The sequence below is a fragment of the Schaedlerella sp. genome (assembly GCF_056796775.1).
Genome location: NZ_JBQIKP010000065.1, coordinates 1 through 20,905, shown reverse-complemented (window position 1 = coordinate 20,905; position 20,905 = coordinate 1). Strand labels below are relative to the sequence as shown.

The 20,905-nt window shown below is 50.3% G+C and carries 17 protein-coding genes; 7 read left to right on the top strand and 10 right to left on the bottom strand.

All coding sequences use genetic code 11. The features are described 5' to 3' along the window. Positions 1-122: 122 nt before the first annotated feature. The 5 genes from ACTOY7_RS19580 to ACTOY7_RS19560 all read left to right on the top strand — a co-directional run bounded on the left by ACTOY7_RS19580 (position 123) and on the right by ACTOY7_RS19560 (position 6,374). Entirely contained in the window at positions 123-1,055 is a 933-nt protein-coding gene (locus ACTOY7_RS19580) for an MATE family efflux transporter (protein ID WP_482671485.1), read from the top strand. A 202-nt stretch (positions 1,056-1,257) separates the two neighbouring features. After that, positions 1,258-1,431: a hypothetical protein gene (locus ACTOY7_RS19575; RefSeq protein ID WP_300886209.1), complete on the top strand. Its 174-nt coding sequence runs from the start codon at positions 1,258-1,260 to the stop codon at positions 1,429-1,431. 342 nt (positions 1,432-1,773) lie between these two features. Next, positions 1,774-3,543 carry an ABC transporter substrate-binding protein gene (locus ACTOY7_RS19570; RefSeq protein ID WP_482671484.1) on the top strand — a complete coding sequence of 590 codons (1,770 nt, stop codon included), beginning with the start codon at positions 1,774-1,776 and terminating at the stop codon, positions 3,541-3,543. 360 nt (positions 3,544-3,903) lie between these two features. After that, on the top strand, positions 3,904-4,578 hold the full coding sequence (locus tag ACTOY7_RS19565; RefSeq protein ID WP_160284112.1) for a response regulator transcription factor: 675 nt from the start codon (positions 3,904-3,906) through the stop codon (positions 4,576-4,578). Then, positions 4,575-6,374: a sensor histidine kinase gene (locus ACTOY7_RS19560; RefSeq protein WP_482671483.1), complete on the top strand. Its 1,800-nt coding sequence runs from the start codon at positions 4,575-4,577 to the stop codon at positions 6,372-6,374. The genes ACTOY7_RS19565 and ACTOY7_RS19560 overlap by 4 nt, the downstream gene beginning before the upstream one ends. A 73-nt stretch (positions 6,375-6,447) precedes the next feature. Here the strand turns inward: ACTOY7_RS19560 and ACTOY7_RS19555 are convergent, their stop codons facing one another. The 3 genes from ACTOY7_RS19555 to ACTOY7_RS19545 form a co-directional block, all read right to left on the bottom strand. Next, positions 6,448-6,888 carry a hypothetical protein gene (locus tag ACTOY7_RS19555; protein WP_482671482.1) on the bottom strand — a complete coding sequence of 147 codons (441 nt, stop codon included), beginning with the start codon at positions 6,886-6,888 and terminating at the stop codon, positions 6,448-6,450. 162 nt (positions 6,889-7,050) lie between these two features. Further along, positions 7,051-7,836 carry an NUDIX domain-containing protein gene (locus ACTOY7_RS19550; protein WP_160284109.1) on the bottom strand — a complete coding sequence of 262 codons (786 nt, stop codon included), beginning with the start codon at positions 7,834-7,836 and terminating at the stop codon, positions 7,051-7,053. A gap of 198 nt (positions 7,837-8,034) precedes the next feature. Next, complete coding sequence (locus tag ACTOY7_RS19545; RefSeq protein ID WP_330690746.1) at positions 8,035-8,256, bottom strand: hypothetical protein; 222 nt, start codon at positions 8,254-8,256, stop codon at positions 8,035-8,037. Positions 8,257-8,719: 463 nt separating this feature from the next. On the opposite strand from ACTOY7_RS19545, the gene ACTOY7_RS19540 reads away from it, so the two are divergent. Further along, positions 8,720-10,339, top strand: a complete 1,620-nt coding sequence (locus ACTOY7_RS19540) for a Na/Pi cotransporter family protein (RefSeq protein WP_482671481.1) — start codon at positions 8,720-8,722, stop codon at positions 10,337-10,339. Between the two features lie 119 nt (positions 10,340-10,458). On the opposite strand, the gene ACTOY7_RS19535 is transcribed toward ACTOY7_RS19540, so the two are convergent. From ACTOY7_RS19535 to ACTOY7_RS19520, 4 genes are all read right to left on the bottom strand, one after another. Then, on the bottom strand, positions 10,459-13,257 hold the full coding sequence (locus ACTOY7_RS19535; protein ID WP_482671480.1) for an ABC transporter permease: 2,799 nt from the start codon (positions 13,255-13,257) through the stop codon (positions 10,459-10,461). Between the two features lies 1 nt (position 13,258). After that, entirely contained in the window at positions 13,259-13,939 is a 681-nt protein-coding gene (locus tag ACTOY7_RS19530) for an ABC transporter ATP-binding protein (protein WP_482671479.1), read from the bottom strand. Between the two features lie 320 nt (positions 13,940-14,259). Next, positions 14,260-15,318, bottom strand: a complete 1,059-nt coding sequence (locus ACTOY7_RS19525) for a sensor histidine kinase (RefSeq protein ID WP_482671478.1) — start codon at positions 15,316-15,318, stop codon at positions 14,260-14,262. Positions 15,319-15,443: 125 nt separating this feature from the next. Continuing rightward, positions 15,444-16,112 carry a response regulator transcription factor gene (locus ACTOY7_RS19520; protein ID WP_160284104.1) on the bottom strand — a complete coding sequence of 223 codons (669 nt, stop codon included), beginning with the start codon at positions 16,110-16,112 and terminating at the stop codon, positions 15,444-15,446. A gap of 455 nt (positions 16,113-16,567) precedes the next feature. Between ACTOY7_RS19520 and ACTOY7_RS19515 the strand changes: the two genes are divergently transcribed. Beyond that, positions 16,568-16,747 (top strand): hypothetical protein, encoded by a 180-nt coding sequence (locus ACTOY7_RS19515; RefSeq protein ID WP_300884503.1) that lies wholly within the window; start codon positions 16,568-16,570, stop codon positions 16,745-16,747. 218 nt (positions 16,748-16,965) lie between these two features. Here the strand turns inward: ACTOY7_RS19515 and ACTOY7_RS19510 are convergent, their stop codons facing one another. The 3 genes from ACTOY7_RS19510 to ACTOY7_RS19500 all read right to left on the bottom strand — a co-directional run bounded on the left by ACTOY7_RS19510 (position 16,966) and on the right by ACTOY7_RS19500 (position 20,039). Next, a complete protein-coding gene (locus ACTOY7_RS19510; RefSeq protein WP_482671477.1) occupies positions 16,966-18,360 on the bottom strand; it encodes a carboxylesterase/lipase family protein in 1,395 nt (464 codons plus the stop codon). A 530-nt stretch (positions 18,361-18,890) separates the two neighbouring features. Further along, complete coding sequence (locus ACTOY7_RS19505; RefSeq protein WP_482672336.1) at positions 18,891-19,070, bottom strand: NAD(P)H-dependent oxidoreductase; 180 nt, start codon at positions 19,068-19,070, stop codon at positions 18,891-18,893. 39 nt (positions 19,071-19,109) lie between these two features. After that, entirely contained in the window at positions 19,110-20,039 is a 930-nt protein-coding gene (locus tag ACTOY7_RS19500) for an Rpn family recombination-promoting nuclease/putative transposase (RefSeq protein ID WP_160285243.1), read from the bottom strand. Positions 20,040-20,905 lie beyond the last annotated feature (866 nt).

The following is a 20,905-nucleotide window of genomic DNA, read 5'->3' as shown; positions in this document are numbered from 1 at the left end:
TATCCGTAAGTAACATGAACACATCCTCCAATATTTTTCTTTATTGTACTTGAAATTTGGAGGAAATGCAAAAAAACTTTTCCGGTTTATCCGGGTTAGGTGCTGACAAAGAGGTTTTTCATATGACAAAAACATATTTACAGGTTATTCTGCTATTCGCTCCGGCATTTATGGCGAATGACACAATGACCTGCTTTGTCAGAAATGACGGAAATCCTAAATTATCGATGATTGGTATGCTGACTGGAAGCTTCTCAAACATAATCTTAGATTATATATTTATATTCCCCCTTCATATGGGAATATTCGGCGCAGTATTCGCTACAAGTTTAGCACCCGTTATTAGTTTGACTGTTTTATCCAGGCATTGGCTCACAAAGCAAAACCAGTTTCATTTCGTACGAATAAATCTGTCATTTCGATTGACAAGAGATATCCTTTCTTTAGGTGTTCCGTCTTTCATCACAGAAATGGCTTCTGGAATTGTAATAATCGCTTTTAACGCTATTATTCTGCATCTGCGGGGAAATATTGGGGTGGCTGCTTATGGCGTGGTTGCAAACCTGTCGCTTGTAGTCATTTCCATTTATACAGGGATAGCACAGGGAACGCAGCCCATTTTAAGCAGGGTATATGGATATGGTGAGCGTGAAAGTCAGAAACAGATTTTGAAATATGCCTTAATAACAATGCTGCTTATATCTTGCGGCATTTATTTTATTTTTTTATTATCTGCCAATCCAATCGTCAGCATATTTAACAGTGAGCAGAATATACAGCTGCAGCAGATTGCAGAAACCGGGTTAAAATTGTATTTTACAGCGATTCCATTTGTGGGATTTAATATCATTATATCCTCATATTTTACATCCATAGAAAAAGCCCTGCCCGCACAAATTGTTTCACTGTCAAGAGGTCTTTTAATTATAATCCCTATGGCGTTTTTCCTGTCATTTCTATTAAAAATGACGGGGGTATGGCTGTCCTTTCCAATTACGGAATGTTTTGTCGCTTTAGCCGGCATTGCATTATATTTCAAATCAGAAAGAAGTTAGAAAACAGCCCTTTTGCCGATTTCCCTCCCGGGCTTGTTTCATACTGTGAATTACCGGAACCGCCCAGTAAAAATGTCAATATTGCCCTAATTTTTCATCAATAATTTATCTAAAAATTTGTTTCCCACCGTGATAAGATAATACACGTCACAGGGAAACAGACAGTAAGACAGAATATAAATCAGAAAAGGAGAAACAGATTATGTATACAAATATGACAGCGAAAGACGCAAGATACATGCTTGAAGCAAATGCGAACCTGGTAGAGAGGATGATCGCGGGATTCAAAAAGTATTGGGAAGAGAATGCGGAAGTCATCTGCGGAGGACTGGCTATGATGAGCGGGCAGTTCTATGTACCGTCCGGCAGAAAATAATGCCATGGACAATATTTACACATTAACTGAAAAATAGGCAGTAGGAATCATAGAGATACTCGATTCCTGCTGCCTTTATCAGTTTTACATATTTATATAGCTATTTTTCATAATACAAATCGCTTTCTAATTCCATACTGTCATTATACACAGGAATGATCCAGAGGGACCGTGTGAACAGTAACTTTTCTATTGCTTTCGTTCAGAATCGTTTCAAAAATTGAAAATCACTTTCAGATATGATATGATAAAATCATAAATCTGCCATAGTATTCCTTTGCGGAAAGTCAATGAAAATCTCCGCTGAAGGCATTATCATGACACACGAAAGGAGTTTTTTTCATGAACGCAAAACTGCTGCGCCGCGTCTCGGTTCTGTCCGCGGCCGCAATATTCCTGTTAACTGCCTGTACCAACGAGAAAGACGATACCGGTGAGCCGGATCTGACCTGGGGCACACGGACCGGCTATGAAAGCTTTCTAAAGCTGGCGGACAAAGCTTATCCTGAGATCCGTCTCGGTTTTTCCACCTATGCGGGTACCAGCCCTACCAGCTATGAATGGGCTCAGATGCGAGGAAACGATATCCCGGACATTTTTGTCACTTCCCAAGTCCTGGACCCCGCGCTTGCGAGTGAACGGCTGGCAGACCTGTCCGGCTTTGATTTCATAGATGAGATCTGTCCGGCGTTTGTGGAAGATGCCTCCGTGGACGGCGGGGTCTATCTTCTGCCTGTCAGTACCTCCCTGCATGGGATCTACTACAATCAAACGCTGATGGAGGAGAACGGCTGGACGGTGCCTGCTGATTTTGACGAGCTCAAGGCGCTGTGCGGCCAGATCCAAAAAGCCGGGATGGCGCCCGGACTGGTGGGGACCCGGTTCAATGACGACTCTTTTTCCGCGGTTTTCAACCTGGCCAAGACCGGCTGGTTCTCGACTCCGGACGGGATCCGGTGGGAGCAGGATTTTCTGTCCGGCGATGCATCCGCCGCAGGAACATGGGAAGATACCATGGACTACGTCCAGCAGTACATCGATATCGGAATGTACTCCGCAGACCCGAAGGAGCGGAGCGCTCAGGATCTGATCACAGAGGCGCTGGGAGACCGGCAGGCCATGTTCTGCACCTCCATGCTGGAGGTCAGCAAAACCGCGCTGCCTGACGGCGATCAGCTGGGAATGATGCCTTATATCAGCGAGGACGGCAGTAAAAATATCTATATTTATCAGCCGGTCAGCTATATCGGCATCAGCCGCCGGTTGACAGAACCTGGCAATGAGAAAAAATTGGAGGACGCGCTCAAGATGCTGTCCCTGCTCTACTCCCCCGAGGGGCAGGACACCTTCATTACCGATCAGACGCTCTGCAGGCTGAGCGTACTGGCAAGCGCAACAGCCAAGGAGGATTCCCTGATTTATGACGCGCTGCTGGCCCAGCGTGACGGCCGGATTTTCCCGGTCACTTTTACCCACTGGGAAAATATTCTCTATGACATGGGAAAGGTCTGTAAACGGTGGTTCAGCCGGGAGGAAGGACTGGACACCGAGAAATGCGTCACTATCCTGGACAAACTGGAAGCCCGGGAGCTCGGCAATGAGGACATCAAAAATCTGTGCGAGTGCACCGCAGACTTTACCATTGAGGAAACCGCGGCGCTGGCTGGAAAGGCTCTGGGAAGCAGCGTGGGCGCAGACGCGGCCATGATCCCTGCCGCTACCTTTTATAAGGAGCGGGAGCTGGGGGCCGGCATCAGCGGAAAGCTCTACAAGGGCACGGTCACTGCCGAGACGGCCAGCACCATTTCCCCGGGACACGACGGAACATATTCTATCCTGACCATGACCGGAGCCGAAGCCAAAGAGCTGGCAGAGGAGGGCTATGATCTGGGCGGAGACGGAAGACCCTATCCCTATATCCTGGTGACAAAGGGCGGCGCTGAGCTGGAAGACAGCCGGACCTATGAGGTCGCTTTTCTGATGCAGAGCTATACCCGCGAGACGGGCGACCTCTACCACGCCCGGGAGGAGGAGGGATCCTTCCGGTATTTCCTCCGGGAATGGCTGAGGGAACAGCAGAGTGTCTCCCCGGACGGAAATCCGTGGGAATGATCATCTTTCGGAATCTCTGTTGAACCGGCTTTTCCTTCTGGCGGATCCGCCGCTGGGAAAAGCCGGTTCATCTATCCCGCTTATCCAGTTGGAAAAATTCCACCTGTACGGTTGGATGCTCTAAAGAGCCTCCAGCCTGCTCATCCATTCGTCAAAAACGTACAGAAAAAAACTTCTTTGTATCAGTATACAATAAGTATATATTTCCATGGTATAGTATCTGTAACAGTATTTTCCAATATCACTTATTTTTTATAACACCGAAACTGCCTGCGCTGCAGAGCACACCCTGCCGGGACGTGGCCTGCAGTCATCCGCAGTATACAGGATAATGAAACGGAAAGAAACGAGGTGAAAAACATGGCAATGCATGTATTGATCGTAGAGGACGATCCTGCTCTGCGCGAAACCATTTCCGACTATTTTGGAAGCAAGGGCTGGCAGATCACCGAAGCCGCAAATGGGGAGGATGCCCTGGAAAAAGTAACTAAAGCCTCCTTCCAGCTGATCCTGCTGGACGTCATGCTCCCGAAGCTGAATGGATTTGCCGTATGCCGGCGGATCCGGGAGCGCAGCGACGTACCGGTCATTTTCATCACGGCCCGGGTCATGGAGGAGGACGAGCTGAACGGCTATTCTTTGGGCGCCGACGATTATGTGACCAAGCCTTTTTCCCTGCCGGTGCTGTATGCCAAATCCATGTCCCTGATGAGCCGCGTCCGGGGGGAGGCCCCCTTCCAAAGCCTTCGCCGGGGCGATCTGGAGGCGGATTTTAGGAAACGGCAGATCCTGGCGCAGGGAGCCGCTCTGCCGCTGGCGCCCAGGGAATATGAGATGCTCCTTTTCTTTATGGAGAATCCTAACCGGGTCTTTAGCCGGGAGCAGCTCCTGATCCGGTTCTGGGGATATGATTTTGAGGGAAATGAGCGGGTCGTGGACAACCACATCAAGATGCTTCGAAAAGCAATGGAACGCAGCAAATGCAGCATCCGGACCTTCCGAAAGTCCGGGTATTGTCTGGAGGTGACGGAATGAAACGAAAGAAAAAATGGATCCATACGTTTCTGCCGGTGCTGGCAGGATTTCTGGCCTTGTATCTGGTGCTGATGGGGATCGCTACATTTTTGATCAAAGAAACATTTATGGAACGGTTTGAAACAGATTTTAACGCCGTAATCCATGAAACGGAAGAAACGATACTTGGGGCTGAAAGAGACAACGCATGGCTGGCAAATGGAAACATGAAAGCAGCCATCCAACGCTATGACTATGTTCTATGCTCTATGACAACGACGAACAATGTCCATTTCCAGTGCTCCTTCGCGCTGTTTAACGAGGAGAAGGCCTTACTTTCACAAAGCCAGAATCTGGTCGGCCTTGTGTATCCGGATACCAATCTGGCCCAGAGCTATTCTCCTATAGAGAATTATCTCAGTCAGGAAGCACTCAAGGAACTGGCATATTATGGAAAACAGCAGCTCACAAGCCTTCAAGCCAAATGGAATATTTCTCCTAAAAGAGGAGGATCCCCGCCTGAATATAACTCTATAGACTATCGTATCACTATGGCATTCGAGAGAGGAAGCGACGTGCCGGTTCAGATCATAGTGCAGGAAATGAACTGGAACAAAGAGCAGAAAGAAAAAAACAGCTCCGAAGTATCTGCTGACAGCCAGACACACCCGGAACAGGATGAATTAATCCTTTTTTCAAACGACATCTGGGATCACAGCATGATCGTCTGGTCATGGACAAATCCGGATATTGATATTTCCGGGATCCCACAAAATTACTTTTTTGAGCTGGAGTGTTACCCTAACTACCTTTTTCCTTATCTCTCCTCCGGATATGACCGCTGGCTTTCCTGGCAGGAAAATTCCTTTCTACAGAACCTGAAGCTGGACAAAGACCTGTTCTATACACTGCCCCAGTACTATGCGTCTGCTGACTCGCTCCCGCCTTTCCAGCCGCAGACAAAAAAGGTCTCTGAAATCTTCATTCCCCAGGATGACAGGCTTGCGGGCAGATATTATCTGGTTGCGGCTGTGGACTGCCATCCCTGGCTTGCCGCCATGGACTATATGAGATACTTCTATCTGCTGGGCTTTGCCTGTATGCTGGTATGCGCAGGTGTCTTAGCCTTTGCGATCCACCGGACCAACCTCCGGCGGGATGCCCTGGAGGAAAACCGCCGGGATTTCACCAATGCCATCGCCCATGAGCTGAAAACGCCCCTGTGTGCGATCCGCGGCTATGCGGAAAACTTAAAGGAGGACACGGTACAGGTAAAGCGGGATCATTATCTGGACCAGATCATCCTTAAGACAGAAGAGATGGACGGCCTGGCCGCGGAAATGATCTATGTGTCCCGGCTGGATTCGGAAAAGCTGGTTCTGAAAAAAGAACCGGTCTGCCTCAATGATCTGATCCAGACACAGCTGGAAAAGCTGGATGATGTCATTTCCGGCAAAAAGCTTCTGGTATTGTATCAGGCGGAGGAGGAATTTCATGTAACCGGCGACCGGAAATACCTGGAAAAGGCAATCTGGAACCTGCTGTCCAACGCAATTTCCTACAATACAGAAAGCGGAACGATCCGGATCATCGTCGGCAAAGACCGGTGCAGTATGGAAAATACCGGGGAGCATATTCCGGAAGCGGATCTGCCCCATGTGTTTGAAATGTTCTACAGCGGGCAGAGGCATTTCGGAGATGAGGAAAAGCACTTAGGGGTGGGTCTGTATCTCACCCGGAAAATCTGCGCCCTGCATCGTCTGTCTCTCACCGTGCAGAATACGGAAATGGGGGTGCGGGCTGAGATCTCGCTGTAAGGAACCGCATGGAAATAACGGATACATCTTGTTTTCATTCTTTTCATTAATTTTGGGAATTGCCCTGTTCCTCCTATCCCTTCGCGTCCAGAAAATGCATGTCTTCCATGCGAAAAGTTCCATTCCGGTCCAGTGACCGGGATGTCTCATAGCCGATCAATGCCTTCGCATGCTGACTCTCTTTTGACTCCGGAATTTCTATATGCTCGAATTCCGGCATGGGCGGCACCCCGACCGCCCTGTCTATGTACTCCGCGTCGGCAGGCGGATTCACCTCTGCTGCCTGCGATACAGACTCCGGCACATCGGATATCGGCATGACAGGCTTCGGCACATCGGGTAACGGCGTGACAGGCTTCGGCACATCGGATATCGGCATGACAGGCTTCGAAATCTCTGCTGATGGCATATAGTATTTTACATTTTCCGGTTTCATGTTCTTCTGTAAGGAAACATTCATTTGCTGCCGAATCCGCATTTCCAAAATTTTAATAGAATCTTCGTTCGATTCCATGGCAATCTGACCTCCTGCTTTTCGAATCAGAATATACGTATGACGTGTAACTATATTGTACTATATTTCAACCATTTTTCAAGACATAGATTGTCCAGACCTTTTTATGCACTTACGAACAATTTCATTACTATTCACAGTAACCAATTTCTACTCCACATATCACCCGCACCGCTCCTGCAGGATCGTCAGCGCCTGGACAATGATCGCCGCATGGTCCACCGCGATCCGTCCGCAGTCCTTTACCGTAAATGACTCTTCCCGGATCAGCCCCGAGCGCCTCTTGCGTTCTACCAGCGCGCAGGTATCCAGACCCTTTTCCTGGTTTTTCACAGAAAGCCGGTAGGTCGTGATCTCGGTCTCCTGTCCCTGCTGCCCACCGTTCCGGGAAGCATCCGTACCAGAGTCTCCTCCTTCCTCTGCCTGCTGCCGCTTTGCTTCCGGATCAACCGCCCCGCCGTCCGCTATTTTTTCCAACTCTAATTCGCACCACACCGCGTCTGCCGCATCATCCCCGGCCCGGGCTTTTAACTCCTTCCCCTGTACAAGCGCCATGTATGCCGTAGTGATCACACGGGTCCGGGGATCCCGGTCATAATTCCCATAGGCCCCGATCTGCTCCATGGGCAGGCCGCTGATCCCCGTCTCTTCCAGCAATTCCCGTTTTGCGGATTCCTCCAGGTTCTCCTCCATATCCACAAAACCGCCGGGCAGCGCCCAATATCCGATACTTGGATGATTGCTCCGCTTCACCAGCAGGAGCCGGATGCCCCGAAGCTCCCTGGTCAGGGGTTCCGCACAGGAAAAGATCACGGCATCCGCCGTGCAGCTTGGAGTCCGGTATTTATAAGGGTCGTAGCCCTCTAAAAATTCCTCCAACGTCTGTCCTGCCTGGTTGCGCTCCCCGGTTCCGTAAAATTTTGATAAGTCCTTTAAAAATGCCGGCATTGTTTCATCTCCTCCTTTTTACAGCTTAGAGCGTGTTTGAAAATTCATCTCCGCAATCTGCCGCCTTCGAATCTGTATCGGTCATTTTCCTGCAGATTTATATTTATGAAGATCGTCAGTCTCATTCTTTCCTCAGCCACTCCAGCACATTCCACTGTTTGATCCCATTATGGGATGTCAGCGGCGTACAATCCATAGTCAGCAGGTACTTGGGATTGTGGTCGCAGATACTTTCCAGAGGGCAAGTTCCCGTTCCAATATGCTTTCCTCTAAAACGGTCAGAGCGACCTGGTAATACTCTTCTCCCTCTTCACCGATCGCGACAAAGTCGATTTCCGCGTTCCCCGCTTTTCCGATATACACTTCATAGCCTCTTCTCAGCAGCTCCAGGTAAACTACATTTTCCAGGATATGTCCCATATCCGCCCGCATCCGCGAATACCCGTTATTACTTTGATGGCATCCTTTTATGTTTTTATATTATCATCGTCTTTCCTAAGTCTCAACTTATATTTTTATGTATTATGTCGTTTTTCTCATCTGTATCTTAGACTGTTCATTTTATAAAAAGATATTTGCGCGAAAGACAGATTGACAACCCCGCCGAAAACTTATATACTATATGCGTCAAAGGGAGTAGCTTGCACAGGATCCTGTGTTTACTTAGCCGTCAATACGATTTCCGAATCCAGCTCTGTGATGAAATAGCGAGACTTTGCTGTATCAAAACGGCATTGTCTCGCTTTTTTGCGCTTTGCCGTGAAAGCATCCAGAGAACTGCTTCCGGCAGTCTTTCTGGATATGACAGGTATCTAAAGGAGGAGCCGGCCATTCCGTTGTACGGTTTGGGGCGGTGGAGAACATATATACGGAGGAAATGAAGATGACATTTGGAGAATTGATCATGTTTGCAGTCCGGCTGCTTGCCGGTACAGGCGTATTTTTGGTCGGGGTACACCTGCTCACGGCCAATATCGAACAGCTTGCCACAGGAAAGATCAAGGATCTGTTCGAAAAGACGGCCGACAGGCGGCTTGTCAATGTAGGGATCGGAGCCGCCACTACGGCCCTGATCCAGAGCTCCGGCGTAACGACCGTGCTGATCGTGGGGTTTGTCAATGTGGGGATCATGAACCTGCACCAGGCCGCGGCCATGATCATGGGCGCCAACATCGGAACCACCATCACGGCTCAGATTGCCGCGCTGAGCGCATTTCCTGTTACTACATATATACAGCTCTGCGTATTTATCGGTATGATGATGACCATGGTCTGCAAAAGTGACAGCCTGCAGAAGACCGGGTTTATATTATCCGGCCTGGGATTGATCTTCATCGGCCTGTCCCTGATGTCGGACGCGATGAAGGTCAACCGGGACGCCATACAGACGATATTTGAGACGGTGACGAACCCGTTCCTGCTGTTTGGGATCGGAATCTTCCTCACGGCTCTGGTCCAGTCCAGTTCCGCGACGACCTCGGTGATCATCGCCATGTCGGTAGCCGGGCTGACGATCGGAACCGGAGGAAATGAAGTCCTGTATATTATCCTGGGTACCAATATCGGCTCCTGCGTGACCGCCCTGATGTCCTCCCTTACATCCGGGGCAAACGCGAAGCGGGCGGGGCTGATCCACCTGATGTTCAACACCTTCGGCTCGGTCTTCTTTTTCATCCTGCTGATGTGCTGGCCGGACTTTATGAATGCCACCTTCCGCGCCTGGTTCGAATCCGCGGCGACAGAGATCGCCATGTTCCACACCTTTTTCAATGTGACGTGTACCATGCTGTTTCTGCCGTTCTGCAATATATTTGTAAAAATATCGGAATTATTGATCCAGGAAAAGAAGACCGAAACCGCGGTAACCTACCTGGACGAAAGGATGCTCTCCTCCGCTTCCATCGCCATTTCCCAGCTGGAAAAAGAAATGGTCCTGCTGTCGGATACCGCGATGGACGCGTTTCGAACCGCATACCGTTCCTTTGAGAAAAAGGATAAGAGCCTGATCGAACCCAGCCTGGAAAAGATCAACCAGGCAGGCGGCATTTATCATGCCATCGTAAATTATCTGATCCGTCTGTCCGCCCAGAGCAAGCTGTCCGATGAGGAAAATATCTCGACCCTCCACAACAATGTGGGAGATATCATGAGGATTGCGGAGATTGCGGATAATTTTACAAAATATACCCAGAGGACCATCCGGCATGACCTTCATTTTTCCGGCACGGTCAAGGAAGAGATCGGCGCCATGGTGCTCCGGGTCGAGGAGATGTATGAACTGACCAAACGACTGATCCTGGAAAAGGACCTGGAGCTGCTTGTGCGGATCGACCAGACGGAGCAGGAGATCGACGCCTTCCGGAAAAAGCTTTTGAACCGGCACATGGAACGGCTGCATTCCGGTGAATGCAGGCCGGAATGCAGCAGCGTGTATATCAATCTGGTGTCCAATCTGGAACGGCTGGGCGACCATCTGACCTATATCGCGCATACGGTCGGTTAGCGGCAGCGCGGTAGTGATTTTCCCGCAGCTCCCTGCATCTTATGAACGGCCATGATACCGCATTCGGATGTCATGGCCGAAGCGCTGCCAGATGATTCCGTCCCGGAAAGATCCGCCGATCACTCCTCCGCCGTCCTCCGGGTCAGGCTCCTTTTTTCTAGATGCCCATACAGGATCAGGGGAACGCTGAGGCAGGCCAGGAAGATCAGAGCCAGAATCCCCCCTGCCGCGGCTCCGGGATAAAGGAACTTGAAGTATGTGATCCTGTGTTCCATATACAGCTTAAGCAGATACAGGATCCCGCTTCCCGCGGTGGACACCAAAGCCCCTACAATCCCGCAGTAGACAGCGCCTTCTGCCGCCAGCATCCGCTGGATCTGCCTTCCTGTCATCCCCACGCTCTCCATCACCGCCAGCTCCCTCTGCCGGGAAAGGATGCCTGTGACGATCACATTCAGGTAATTCAGAAAGCCCATCAGGATCAATACCAGGCTGAGCGCCCCCAGGATGATTCGGTTGGTCCGGATATAGCTCTGACTGCTGGCCAGTTCATCGGATTTACAATATACACGCAGGTACAGGCTTGGATCCCTGCGGTTCTCATCCTGAATGATCTTCTGGACCGCCGCTTTGGCCGCCGGCTCATGAGCACGCTCCACATCCATCTCCATGCCATACATTTTTTCTTGGGTGCCAAGCCTTTGGAAGCCCTCCTCGCTGACAAGCGCATACCACATGACCGAACTGGTAAAATACATCTGCGGCTTCGGAAATCCCTTTGCCCTTATATTCAGGAATCCGGCCGCTTCCAGCTGTACGATATCGCAGTTCTCCCGGCGCCAGTTTTCAAAACCGGCCAGGTCCATAGTGTTCCAGGCCTCCGTCCGTTCCTCCCTGGAGGGAAACTGCCAGAAGGTCAGGGGAAGCCCTGTTTTTTCATCGGCCTCTTCACTTAAGGTTGGAGACAGCGCATGGTAATGGAGCAGGATGGCTCCGGTTCCGTTCCGCAGGCTTTCGAGATCCGCTTTCAGATGATTTTCCTTCACATAGGCTTCCAGCTCCTGCATATACTCCTCATCCACGATCTGAACAAAGAAATATGTCCAGGAATCCGGCAGCCCCGGCTCCTCTTCTTCCATGTCCGCTTCTCCCCCTTCTTCATGGGTTCCGTATCCGTAGGCTTCCGCCAAAGGCTTTACCGCCTCTGCCGTCCGGTCCATAAAGAGATAGCCCCCTCTTATAATATCCGCGCTCTCCCTGCGCATCCCCTGAATGGCCAGAAGACGCTCCTTTGTCTCCGGTGTGATCAGTTCAAACTCATCATCCTGGTTCGAGATCTCCACGCCGTCCACCGTGGCCACGGTTCCCATAATAGTGCCGCCGATCTTAAAATCCCTGTTCTTTTCAATGGCGTAAGTCTGGTCCGTCCCCTTTGTCAGGACGACTGCTCCCAGCGCCGTGACAACTCCCAGAAACAGAGACAGTACGGTCAGGAAAAACCGTTTTTTATACCGGAACACGTTCTGCCATGCCAGATAGAGCACCGGCTTCTGGAAGGCTGTATGGAGATACTTTTTTGGTTTTTGCGCCTGCTTCTGTTTCTGCTGCTTTTGGCTTTGCTCCTTTTGTTTCTGCCGCTCTTTGCCCTTGTCTCTTTTTGTTTCCGCTGTTTTCCTGCTTCCCTTCCTTTTTTCCGTCATCCCTGTGAAATGAAGCGCCTCCAACGGAGTCATGCCTGCCGCCCGGACAATGGTGTATGCCGCCGCCCCGAAGATGACGGCCACAGTAAACAGCACGGCTGTCCCGAGCAGTTCGGACCGAAATACCATCAGCTCCGCGGATTTTCCGTAATTATAGAGGTACAGGTTCCCCAGCGCCCGGGGAACCGCGAACAGGACCACCGCCGCGGACAGTGCCGTGCCAAGCATCGCTCCCTGCAGGACCGTTGCCGCGGTCTGCCGAAGATACATTGCGCAGATCTGCTTTTGCGTGGTGCCCAGGGTATCCAGAAGTCCGATCTGACGGATTTCTTTCTGGATGGAAATTCCGAAGATATTATAGATCAGGAAAAAAACGCCCAGCAGGACAAGCCCCCCGCAAATAGCCGCCATCCGAAAGCCTCCCACAAAATCATCCATGATGAAATAGAGCAGGCGGTTTCCGCCATGGAACTGCTGTACCCTGTCCCTGACCTGAACATCCTCATAAAGCCGCGCTTCCGTCTCATAACCGTCCATGGTATTTTTCTGGCTGATCAGCAGGACATCCGGCTCTTCCAGGCTTCCTCCCCATTGCTCCAGCTGCGCTTCACTGACATATCCGATCGGCGGGTACACTGCCGGATCCACATAATCCCGATACCACCCGCACAGGGTAAATACCGTGTCCTGCCTCTTCCCGGAGTCCAGTTCCGCGGACAGGGGGATCTCCATCCCGATTTCCGGCCGGGTAATGCGCAGTGCTTCCAGCGCCCTTACCGGGAGCATCAGTTCCCCTTCCTTCCGGGGATAGCTTCCCTGGATATGGGTATACGCAGGCACCGTCATTTTCTCCCATGCCGTTTCATCCAACACTGTCAGACAGGCCCAAAAAGCTTCCCCCTGCCGGATTGTGCCCGCATCCACTTCTCTGCCTACATCTTCGATATAATCCAGTTCCCGGATCGCATGGTACTGCTCCATGGTTCCCCGTTCCAGGATGGTAGACGCTACGGTGCCGGAGGTTCTGGCCGACTGCAGATAGTCTGCCTCTATCTTTCCGAACGCGATACTGAATACCGTGCACAATACCACGATTCCAAGGGCAGACGTTCCTGCCAGAAGGAGATTCCTCCCCCTGCCGCTCCGCCGATATGCCTTTGCCAAAAGCCTGACCGCGCTCTGGTTGTTGTTGGGAGTGTTTCTTCCGAAAATCCGCATCTCAGCCCCTCCCTTCCCGCATCATGATCTTCCCGTCCTCTATAGGAAGGATCCGGTCCGCCATCTGGGCCACTTCCTCATCGTGAGTCACCAGGATGACCGTCTGGTTGAAATGGACCGCGCAGGTTTTTAAAAGCCCTGCCACCTCCATGCTGGCCCGGGAGTCCAGGTTTCCGGTGGGCTCGTCGGCCAGGATGATGGCGGGCTTTACACTCAGAGCCCTTGCGATGGCCGCCCTCTGCTGCTGGCCGCCGGAAAGTGTGGAAGGCATCTGCCCCATTTTTTCCTCAATGTTCAATGTCTGAACGATCTGCTTTAAAAATGCTTCATCCGGTGTCAGGCCGTCCAGACGCAGGGGCAGGATGATGTTTTCATAGACATTTAACACCGGCACCAGGTTGAACTGCTGGAATACAAACCCGATATTGCGTCTCCGGAAAATGGTCTTTTCATCCCTCTTCATCGTTTTCAGGCTCTGCCTGCGGATCAGTACGTCCCCTTTTGTAGGCGTATCCAGGCCGCCCAGCATGTTTAAAAGCGTGCTCTTTCCCGAGCCGGAGCTGCCTACCAGCGCCACAAATTCCCCTTCCTCAATGGAAATGTCCACGCCGTCCAAGGCCCGGACCTCATAGTCTCCGTTCACAAAATATTTTTTCAGTCCCTCTGTTCTTACGATCTCCATCGCTTAAAATCCCTCCTGTCTGCAGTCATCCGTGTAAGAGGCTCCCTTTCCTTCGCTGGATGCACTATGGTCCGCGGCCGATTAAGAACTCAACCGTTTCTGGTTCCTGTTCCTTCCTGGGATTACTCTGTACACTGCTTTTAGTATAAAAGGGAAATCTAACAAATTACTAACAAATCAAAAATTTCTTTACATATAAAAAAGAGCGCTAAGCACTCTTTTTTATCGCACTGATTGCTTATATTACAGTATATTTTTCAAGCTCCACAGGCTATTCTACAGCTGTATTCCACACAAGGATTGTATTCCCTGGAAATATTTTAGGCAGAATATCTTTCCAGATAGATCTCCACGCAGGTTCCATCCTTCTGCCGTTTCAGCTTTACAAATCCGTTGTGAAGAAGGACGATCTCTCTTGTCAGGTAGAGCCCCAGTCCAAAGCCTTCTGTTTTCTTTGCGTTGCTTCCTCTGTAAAAGCGCTGGAAGACCTTTGACTCGTCCCCCTCTTCAATCCCGATCCCATGGTCGCTGACCCAGATCCGCACGAATATTTCATTCTGCCGGGCGCCCAGCAGGATCTCATTTTCTTCGGTCTGTTCCGCGCAGGAGGGCATTACATCTTTTTCGCTCTGATCCGTATGGAATGCGATCTCATTCTTTTCCCCGGTCCGGCTTCCTGCTTCCTGGAAGTTCTCCCCGGCATTCCCGGCTGCCCTGTCCGCCGCCGGAAGGGAGTACTTTACCGCATTGTCCAGCAGGTTGAAGACAGCCTCCCCCAGCCAGTCCGCGTCATGGGGGTGGAGCAGCTTTTCCGGAAAATCAGTGCGGATCCGAAGGCCCTGCTCCTGAGCCTTTCTCCGTACCTGGTCCGCCGCTTCCTCAAGGGTCAGCAAAAGATCGGTGTCATCGCGGCGGATGCGGATGATCCGGTGCTCCAACCTGGACATCCGGATAAAGCTCTCCGCAAGGAAATGGATCTTCTTTTCTGAAAGCGACGCCGCTTTCAGATAGCTTTCCCGTTCGGTCCCGCTCAGATCCGGATCCTGTAAAAAGTCCAGATAGGTCTCGATATTGGTAAGCGGCGTCCGCATCTGGTGCGCGATCTCCGTGATGAGATTTTTGATGGAATCCCGGTCCTGTTCCAGACGCGCATGATATCCCTTCGTCATGCGCCGCAGGCGGGAGAGCTGATGCTGTATCTTGGAGGAAAGCGTTTCCCGGCAGGGCACATACTCCGGAAACTCCCTGCCGTCCAGAACGCATTCCAGCATGGAAGAGATCTCCGCCAGCTCCCTTTCCCTGTATTTTCCCTGTCCGTACCAGACGGCGCCGGTACTTAAAGCTACCAGCGCCGCCGTGATCATACACCATACTGCCATTTTTTATTTCCGTCCTTTTTCTTCATTCTTTCCCGCCTGTACGGTTGCAGGTGGAATTTTTTCATAATTACGGCCTGTTCCTAATAGCGGCATCTGCCATTCTGAATCGCTGATACTCACCTGTTTTATTCCCCAAAGACATATCCCTGTCCGAATACATTTTTGATATACACCGGATTCGCGGCATCCGGCTCGATCTTCCTGCGCAGGCGGGTGACCGTCATGCTGACCGTGTTTTCTCCTACGAACGTGCCGTCCACATCCCACACCTGCTCCAGGATCTGATTTTTGGTGAGGAGCTGTCCCTTGTTCCTGGCCAGATATTCCAGCAGGCGGTATTCCTTCATCGTCAGCGGAATCTCTTCTCCGCCTCGGGTGACCCGCTTGCGGGCAAATTCGATTGCAAGCCCCCGATACAGAAACGCCTCTTTTTTCTCTCCGCACCGGAACAAAACGGCCTGGATCCGTTTGGTCAGAACACGCATGGGAAATGGTTTCACCACGTAGTCGTCTGCTCCTGCGGTGAACGCTCCCAGCATGTCCTCCTCTTCGTCCTGCCCGGTCAGGAAGATAGCCGGAATATCCTGATATCTGCGCATGTCCCGGCAGAAGCTGATCCCGTCGCCGTCGGGCAAATTGATGTCGATCAGCAGCAGGTCCGGATTTTTTTCCAGCAAATGCCTGCCCTCCCTGCAGTTCACGGCGGACAAAGTCTGGTAGCCCTCCTTTCGGAGAGCGATAGCCAGCGCCTGCGCAAGCAGTTCATCGTCTTCGATAATGCCGATTGTTTCCATCTCTTTTGTTTCCTTTCTTCTGGAGCCTTGAACCGTACAGTTGGGACCTTTTTCATATAGTATTCTTCCGCATCTGCTTTTTCATTTCCCAGATATCGTATTTCCGAAAAGGCTCATCCATTTCCTTCTGATTCCATTATAGCCCTGCGTTTTTATCCTGTAAAGGTTTAATTTCATATGCAAGGCGGAGGAATAAGGCGTAGCGGTGGCTACGTCGATTGAATAGAATAAGAAGTCCTGCAATATAAAACGCAGTCATATAGGCCGAAGGCTTCAATCAGACCATACCCAGGAATTTGCCGCCGAAAAAGCATCATCGGAAATGCATAATGAAGAATGTCAATTTTAACCTAATCATTTGTCAAAAAGTCATCTAAAAACTTATTTCTGACAGTGATATGATAATACACGTAGCAAGGAAACAAACAACATCAACCAAAAAGGAGAGAATGATTATGTATATGAATATGAATATGACAGCAGAACAGATCAATTATATGTTTGAGGCAAACGCAAATATCGGAAACGCGATCATCCGCGCATTCAAGAAATATTGGGCAGAGAACGCGGAGATAATCTGCGCGGGACTGGCAGCAATGAGCGGACAGTATTATGTACCGTCTTCGAGGAAATAATCTCATGGACGGCAATGGCAAGGAGTACAGAAAGCCTGCCGCCGGCAGCCTTTCCGCATACGATGATATCAAAAAGAGACAGCAGGGACACGAAAAATGATCTTCGGTTCCTGCTGTTTTTTTGAGTTCTGTGACCGGAAACTGTCTGGAAATCACTTGCGCGGATCGCACAGGTTATTTTCAGACAGTTCTTTATCACTTCATTTGCCTTTTCCAAGTCAGCATAGCTCGAATACTTCCGGATCCTCCCTGGTACACGGCTTCCAGACCTGCTTCCCTGCGCCGTTTGGATCGCCGGTCTTCATGAAGTCCGTCCAGTAATCCAGCATCCGGGAGCTCAGCTCCCGGTCCCGTTCCTCCCACGGACGCCAGCAGCGGTCCAGTGTGCCGAACATGTACCACAGCTCACTGGAATGCCATGCTCCGAAATCGTCTCCCGGAAGGTTTCGGGTAAAGTAATACACATAAGCCGGGTTTCTCCCCAGCTCCTCCAGCTTCTGGCTGAAAGCGATGCAGCCCTGGTACAGTGCGGAAAATTCCCCCTTCTCCTTCATTTCCGGTGTGACCAGGATATCATCCCTGGTGGTCCCCAGCAGATAGGGAATGTCCTTGATCTTCCCCGCGTCCATCAGCTCGTAATACTCTCCATCCAGCACATACCAGTCCAGGGTAGGCGCAAGGAACAGGCCCTTTGCGATGGGCATTGCCTTTTCCATCAGTTTTCCCGTTGCCGACCGGATTTCCTCCGTTGTCTTTGCGCGCAGCTCTTCCAGGCTGTCAGCGTGCAGGATTTCAGCAAAGAGCTCTCCGTACTGCTCCTGTTCTTTCAGCGGAATGTCCCGGTGCAGTCCGCCGCCGTAGGAACCGCCGCTCTGCAGGATGGCTTTTGCGATCATGCCGCCGGTCAGCTCCGTGGAGACAAGGGTCTGTACGCTCATGGCTCCCGCGCTCTGACCAAAGATCGTGATATTGCCGCGGTCGCCGCCGAATGCTCCGATATTTTCGTAGACCCATTTCAGTGCGGCGATCTGATCGAGAATGCCGTAATTTCCGGAGATGCCGCGTTCATTTTCAGCGCTCAGCCAGGGATGCGCAAAGAATCCGAAGATGTTGCAGCGGTATTCCACGCTGACCAGGATCACGCCCCGGTCGCAGTATGCCTTTCCGTCAAATTCCAGCTCGCTGGAAAAGCCGCCCAGGAATGCGCCGCCGTGGATCCAGAACGCAACCGGAAGCTTTTTCTGCCTGGGACGCTCTGCCGTTTCCGGGGAGTCCGCTTCATTTTTATGAATTCCTGATATGGTTCCTTCCACATGCTTTCGTCCGGATTTTGGCACCCAAATCTGCAGATACAGGCAGTCCTCATCGTCGGGCCGGGCGAAATCCGGATTGCTGTAAAAATCCTGATCATAAGGCGGAGCCAGATGATCCTCCTGGACACAGCGATTTTTAAAATCCACGGCCCGGTAAATGCCGTCCCAGGCATCCGGCTCCTGGGGCGCCCGCCAGCGCAGGTCTCCCACTGGCGGCTTTGCGTAAGGCACGCCCCGGTATTCAATATAGCTGCCCTTGTCAACACCTTCCATTTTTCCGTACTTTGTTTCTATAATCATGCTTCTCCTCCTTTGTCTCTGAGCCGGTAAAATTGACACTGTTCCAAAAAGCCGGCTTCGCCTGCTCTCCAGGTTGAAAAAAGCCAGCCATCTTTTCCTTTTATATTATACTGCCAAAATGCCTGATTCTCTACATTCCTTATCCAAAGCAGGCTTAAAAGTTGTTCTATCCGGTTGAACTATAAAAAAGAGTGTAAAAATGAAATATTGATTTTTACACCCTTTTCATTGTCAATTATTCGTTGATATACTTGCCAAAATTCTTAATCCGGTCCATCTGCTTGTCCAGCAGCTCTTTATTTGCCATGATCTTCGGTCCGCAGATCGCGCCGAAGCCCTGGATCTCTGTGGTGTGCTCCCGAAGCCCCGCAAAGATTCCTCTTGCCCGTGCCTGCTGCGCCTCGGAAAATTCTACATGGAGCTTGTCTCCGTCAATGGAAATCTTGCCTTCGATGCCGCAGATCGGACATTCTACGGTCGTCGTTCCGTTGACTGTCAGCAGGTTCTGGTGGCAAACCTGACAGGTGCCGTTACCTTTCGGTCCGTAGAATTACCCAGTTGATGGCGGGCACGTCATGACAGCAGGAGAAGCGGTCCACCAGGTTCTTGAACTTGCCTACCGGCTGCAGTACGTATACCGAAGCCGTTACAATGACCGCGTCCGCCTTCCTGATCTCTTCCTCTACCATCTGGAAGTCATCCTTGATCACACAGTTGTTGTCCTTATCAGCATATGTGAAATATGCCTTTTATTTTTCTTTTTTCCTGGCGGCAAGTATCCTGACAGCAATCTCCTTATCCGTTTCCTTCGGATAGTCCCGGATATATGTGAGAATCTCTTCGATATATTCCGGCTCCAGTCCCGAAGACACCGATATCTGATCCTGCTTCATAGACTTCGACATATTCCGGACAATCTTCACCTCTCCTTTCATCTCGCCTTTTGTTTCTCCTCTTGCCTCACCTCTTGCTTCTCCTCTTGCCTCCCCACGGCGTTCAATCATCCGCTCTCGTTCATAGACCTTCATATACTTTAAAGACACCTCCTCATCTTGCCGGACTGTCTCCACCATGCGGTGAATATCTTTCAGCAATCCGCTTTTTGCATTGCCCTCGCAGGAGTCTTCCATATAGCAGAGAAGCTGACGCGCTTCCTCCGATAATTCCCCAACCTTTCCCTTTGTGTAAAAGAAACAGGTCGCCGCGCCGTCGTCATAGTCCATATCCGGCTCCTCCTCACACTTGCTCCTTATTGTGTAAAGAACCCTGTCCTTCCCAAAAGGATCATAGGGCATGATCATCAACACGATCACCTGCTTTAGCTTGGAGTAATCATCCCCTGATTTCAGGCTCCGCCCGTCAATCTTGGAATGGTAAAATCGGACCCGCCTGGGCAATGCATGCTTTAGTTCGCTGTCGTCATTTTTGTCCGGCTCCACATCGTAGATGGTTCCTGTCTCTCCGTCCTCTTCGATAAAGACATCAAGCCGTGTACCGTGCTTGTCGGTATCCGAGCCGTAATAAACCTTCTGCGGAACGATATGCACCCTGTCCATCTCCACATGGAGCAGGATCTTCAAAATCTTCCTGCAGAACTCTTCTCCGATGTCCGGATAGGAAAGTACGCTTCCGAACAAAAAATCGTCCAATAAGTTTAATTCTTCCAGTTTTCTTTTCATTTGTTCTCCTTTCAATTGTATGACATTGGAGAGAAAATGCAAGTGCTTTCTGACACAAATCCGTAGAATTTATCAAAGAGCTATTCTGTGATATGGTCTGCTCTGCATTACGGCAGCCGGCATTTCTTCCAATGTGATACGGAATACCTGGTACAGCATTGCGTATATAATGGTAAATAATGCGCCTGATATTTTTGTCAGGACAAGGCGGAGGAAAGAGGCGATGCGGTGGCATCGTTGATTGACGACAACGCAGTGCTGGCAGAAATAGCAGGTGCAGTATTCACCATTAATTACGCAATGCTGTACTAGAAACTGCGCCCGAATAACCTGTACATATAAATGTTGAGATCAGACCTGTGTACATTTTATACGGTCAATTCCTTCTTTAATTGTGATGTCCATACTGGGAACTCAATTGATAAAATCAAGAATTGTATCAATGAATAAATGAAGATATAAAGACATTGTTTTCCCTGATATGTAAGAGCATTATAGCAATGGATCATGAAATGTGTCAAGAATAAAATAGTTGAAGCCGAAAGTACAAACAGCAAACAGCCCAACGGTGAATAAAAGCGCGCCCAGCGCCCTGTTTTCCACCGAGAGGAATACCGTCCCGCCGATCGCGATGCTGACCCCGGAAATGCCTGATTCTCTGCATTCCTTATCCAAAGCAGGTTTAAAAGTTGTTCTATCCGGTTGAACTATAAAAAAGAGTGTAAAAATGAAATATTGATTTTTACACCCTTTTCATTGTCAATTATCGGGAGTTCGACACTTCCCATTACCCAAAAACTTCTTAAAGCCTTATTTTAGGCTTATTTTTTTGTCAAATTTTCCCTATTTTTATGTTGTATGTGCTG

Excerpts from the sequence above, each read along its gene's own strand:
- ACTOY7_RS19545 (WP_330690746.1), bottom strand. The coding sequence starts at position 8,256 with ATGGGACATATCCTGGAAAATGTAGTTTACCTGGAGCTGCTGAGAAGA.
- ACTOY7_RS19550 (WP_160284109.1), bottom strand. The coding sequence starts at position 7,836 with ATGCCGGCATTTTTAAAGGACTTATCAAAATTTTACGGAACCGGGGAG.
- ACTOY7_RS19515 (WP_300884503.1), top strand. The coding sequence starts at position 16,568 with ATGTATATGAATATGAATATGACAGCAGAACAGATCAATTATATGTTT.
- ACTOY7_RS19510 (WP_482671477.1), bottom strand. The coding sequence starts at position 18,360 with ATGATTATAGAAACAAAGTACGGAAAAATGGAAGGTGTTGACAAGGGC.
- ACTOY7_RS19500 (WP_160285243.1), bottom strand. The coding sequence starts at position 20,039 with ATGAAAAGAAAACTGGAAGAATTAAACTTATTGGACGATTTTTTGTTC.
- ACTOY7_RS19575 (WP_300886209.1), top strand. The coding sequence starts at position 1,258 with ATGTATACAAATATGACAGCGAAAGACGCAAGATACATGCTTGAAGCA.
- ACTOY7_RS19555 (WP_482671482.1), bottom strand. The coding sequence starts at position 6,888 with ATGGAATCGAACGAAGATTCTATTAAAATTTTGGAAATGCGGATTCGG.
- ACTOY7_RS19530 (WP_482671479.1), bottom strand. The coding sequence starts at position 13,939 with ATGGAGATCGTAAGAACAGAGGGACTGAAAAAATATTTTGTGAACGGA.
- ACTOY7_RS19570 (WP_482671484.1), top strand. The coding sequence starts at position 1,774 with ATGAACGCAAAACTGCTGCGCCGCGTCTCGGTTCTGTCCGCGGCCGCA.
- ACTOY7_RS19540 (WP_482671481.1), top strand. The coding sequence starts at position 8,720 with ATGACATTTGGAGAATTGATCATGTTTGCAGTCCGGCTGCTTGCCGGT.
- ACTOY7_RS19580 (WP_482671485.1), top strand. The coding sequence starts at position 123 with ATGACAAAAACATATTTACAGGTTATTCTGCTATTCGCTCCGGCATTT.
- ACTOY7_RS19560 (WP_482671483.1), top strand. The coding sequence starts at position 4,575 with ATGAAACGAAAGAAAAAATGGATCCATACGTTTCTGCCGGTGCTGGCA.
- ACTOY7_RS19520 (WP_160284104.1), bottom strand. The coding sequence starts at position 16,112 with ATGGAAACAATCGGCATTATCGAAGACGATGAACTGCTTGCGCAGGCG.
- ACTOY7_RS19565 (WP_160284112.1), top strand. The coding sequence starts at position 3,904 with ATGGCAATGCATGTATTGATCGTAGAGGACGATCCTGCTCTGCGCGAA.
- ACTOY7_RS19525 (WP_482671478.1), bottom strand. The coding sequence starts at position 15,318 with ATGGCAGTATGGTGTATGATCACGGCGGCGCTGGTAGCTTTAAGTACC.
- ACTOY7_RS19535 (WP_482671480.1), bottom strand. The coding sequence starts at position 13,257 with ATGCGGATTTTCGGAAGAAACACTCCCAACAACAACCAGAGCGCGGTC.